Annotated in this window: 3 protein-coding genes and 1 pseudogene; 3 read left to right on the top strand and 1 reads right to left on the bottom strand. The window is 41.4% G+C overall.

What is annotated here, in order from left to right:
* A pseudogene (locus F6K46_RS39065) lies at positions 1-324 on the top strand (IS630 family transposase); the annotation flags it as partial.
* 379 nt (positions 325-703) lie between these two features.
* Positions 704-922, top strand: a complete 219-nt coding sequence (locus F6K46_RS39070) for a hypothetical protein (protein ID WP_293068692.1) — start codon at positions 704-706, stop codon at positions 920-922.
* A gap of 169 nt (positions 923-1091) precedes the next feature.
* Here the strand turns inward: F6K46_RS39070 and F6K46_RS39075 are convergent, their stop codons facing one another.
* A complete protein-coding gene (locus F6K46_RS39075; protein ID WP_293068695.1) occupies positions 1092-1346 on the bottom strand; it encodes a hypothetical protein in 255 nt (84 codons plus the stop codon).
* A 403-nt stretch (positions 1347-1749) separates the two neighbouring features.
* Between F6K46_RS39075 and F6K46_RS39080 the strand changes: the two genes are divergently transcribed.
* A complete protein-coding gene (locus tag F6K46_RS39080; RefSeq protein ID WP_293068698.1) occupies positions 1750-2847 on the top strand; it encodes a hypothetical protein in 1098 nt (365 codons plus the stop codon).
* The last annotated feature ends 97 nt before the right edge of the window (positions 2848-2944 follow it).

Raw genomic sequence — 2944 nt, forward strand, 5'->3', positions numbered from 1 at the left:
TGCTTCTCGTGTATGTTGCTTTCCCGGCTGATGAAGCTCAACGCCAAAGCCAGACGACTAGAAATTTATCATACTCGAAGTAATGGCAGTTGGTTAAATGTAGCAGAGATTGAACTAAGCATTTTAACCAAACAATGTTTAGCCCGCAGGATTTTAGTCGAAGAAAAATTGGAAAAGAAGTTAAAAGCGTGTGTTCAAGAGCGAAACAAAACAGCCAGTCAAGTAATTTGGCATTTTTCAACCCCCGATGCCAGAGTCAAACTTAAACACCTTTATCCAGTGTTTGAAGATGAAGACATGGCAGAATCTAATGCACCAAATTAGCTGTGCCAGTCCAGTAGGGTGGGTTAGGCGCGGCCAGGCTTGTGATCGATTAGCAATCAGTTTTTATCCGCGCCGTAACCCACCGTCTTCAAATTTTTATTAAAAATAATTATTCTCAGATGATATCAATGACTTGATCAAGACAGTTATTGATCAGCTAATCCTTATTTCGTACGTATTCAATACTATCACCCATCCCACCAGACAAAGGTAAACAGAGGGAAGTGTGGGGAAATGGGGAAATACCGGAGATTGTTATAGCAATTCTACGACTTGTGAGGTACACGATTTCTAGATTTTAGGGAACAGGGAACAGGGAACAGGGAACAGGGAAGAGATAAGAGGGAATAGCGATGCCCTGCATTAAGAGGTGCGACCCGTGGCGAATTTAATTCTTAATGGTAAGAGCGCACCTAAGAGGGAATCAACGTCAAAGAAGACTGTACCTCATGAGTCCTATAAACGCTATATTAACGCTAATTTCGATATCATAACCTTTAACTTTCAACCTTCTAAGCTTCTAACCTTAAACCTTCTAAGCTTCAACCTTAAACCTTCTAACCTTAAACCTTCTAACCTTAAACCTTCTAACCTTTAACCCCAAAAAAAATAGCCGCAGAAAACCTTCCACGGCTAGGAGTTTTTAGTTATGCCTCAACTTTCTAAACCAATCCAGAAATGATCCCATAGGATTGACCAAAGGTCACGCTACGTGAACAAACCTGATACTTTGGCCAGGGGGGTTACCCCCCCTATAATTTAATAGTTTAACCCAAATTTAAATACTTGGTCATCATGGTGATGAATTCGCCAGGAATTCCCGTCGGCTGAAGGGGGCTCCACTCCGATATTTCGGCGTAACCCCGTGCATAAAGGGTCTGCATGGTGTTGTTTATTGCCCGGCGGGAACCCTTGAGAATGTGCTTAATGGGGTATTTTTTTTGGGAAGGTTCCTGAGGAGTATTACTAGGAGTGATATCCTCAGGATTGTTTTGTGGAACTGGGCGAAAGTTGTCAGGCATAATTCAAAATTGCTCTTGAAGATTACAATTATAATCATAAAAATTATTAATTTAATTGTCAAGGGTTTTTAGATTTTTTTTTGGTAGTGGTAATTGAAATAAATCGTAAGCTCAGGAAATGCGATCGCGTTTAAAAAAAACCTTATTAACAGGGAACCGAGGGAAAAATTTAGCGTTCGCGTAGCGTGACCTTTGGTCAATCGCGTAGCGGCTATTTTATAGGATTAATTTTACCGATATCGCCGTAAAAATTAAATCGGTAAAGTAATAAATTGTGATAAATTTTTACCCGACTCCCGACTCCCGACTCCCGATTACCTGGATTTTTTTGTATTAGAATAAATAAAAATAGGTTTGTCTGTATCTACTGGTTAAGGCTATAGAGTTAACTGGAGGCTAATTGGTGAGCGATTCGAGGGGATTGATAAAAATCTCAGGGTGCGAGGACTCAAAAGCTAGTATGGATGTGGTGTTTGTTCACGGACTTGGAGGTGATCCCAGAGGCACGTGGCATCCCCAGCATGCAATAAATGATGATAATTTTTGGCTAGTTTGGCTAGGACAAGAGCAACTATGCCTTAACATCTGGTCTTTTGGGTATGACGCGAAAGCAACAAACTGGAAAAGCAACAGCAGTATGCCCCTTTTCGATCAAGCCAGTAATTTATTAGATTGGTTACACAGCTGCAATCTGGGTAAGCTTCCATTAGTATTTATTACTCACAGTATGGGCGGGCTTTTAGTCAAAAAGATGCTTCGTAGTGCTAATAATTTTGATGACTATAAAGGGATTATTGAGCAGACTAAAGGCATAGTATTTCTGGCTACTCCCCACACTGGGTCTCATCTCGCTAATTTAATTAATAATATTGGTGTTTTAGCACGAACCACCGTCAGTGTAGAGGAATTAAAAGCTCATGACTCTCAGTTACGGGAATTAAATGAGTGGTATAGAGAAAATGTTCGGAGTCTAGAAATTGCCACAAAAGTCTATTATGAAACCCAGCCTGTAAAAGGGATTTTGGTTGTAGAGGAAGATAGTGCCAACCCAGGCATTGAAGGAGTGAAGCCCGTTGCCATACCAAAGCACCATATTGACCTATGCAAACCAGAGTCTAAACACAGTCTGGTCTATCTTGGTGTCAAGAAATTTATCGAGGAATGCCTCAAAAAAAAACAGATAACGTTAAATCCTCCCACTAACATTGCTAATCGTGGCACTCCCTACTTTGTCGGTAGGGACGATCAACTTGAGCAACTCCATCAGGAACTTCAACAGACTGATCGATTAGCCATTTGTGCCATTGCCGGAATGGGCGGTGTGGGCAAAACCGAGTTAGCTCTACAATATGCTTTGAGATATCAGGATAACTACCCTGGTGGTAGGTGCTGGTTTCCAGTGCGCGGGCTAGATCTGGGGATTCAAGTTGTTAGTTTTGGGCGTACGGAATTAGGATTAACGATTCCAGATGAACTAGTGCAGCGCGGCAGAAATACTTGAGCAGCTGCTGATAATGGTAAAATAGAAGGATGAACTGCTTACCTACTCGATGCTCAGCTTACCCTATTGTACTCTTCACAACTTGTGCTATGCCTGA

Origin of the sequence: Moorena sp. SIO3E8 (assembly GCF_010692445.1) — a bacterium.
Classification (GTDB): Bacteria; Cyanobacteriota; Cyanobacteriia; order Cyanobacteriales; family Coleofasciculaceae; genus Moorena; species Moorena bouillonii.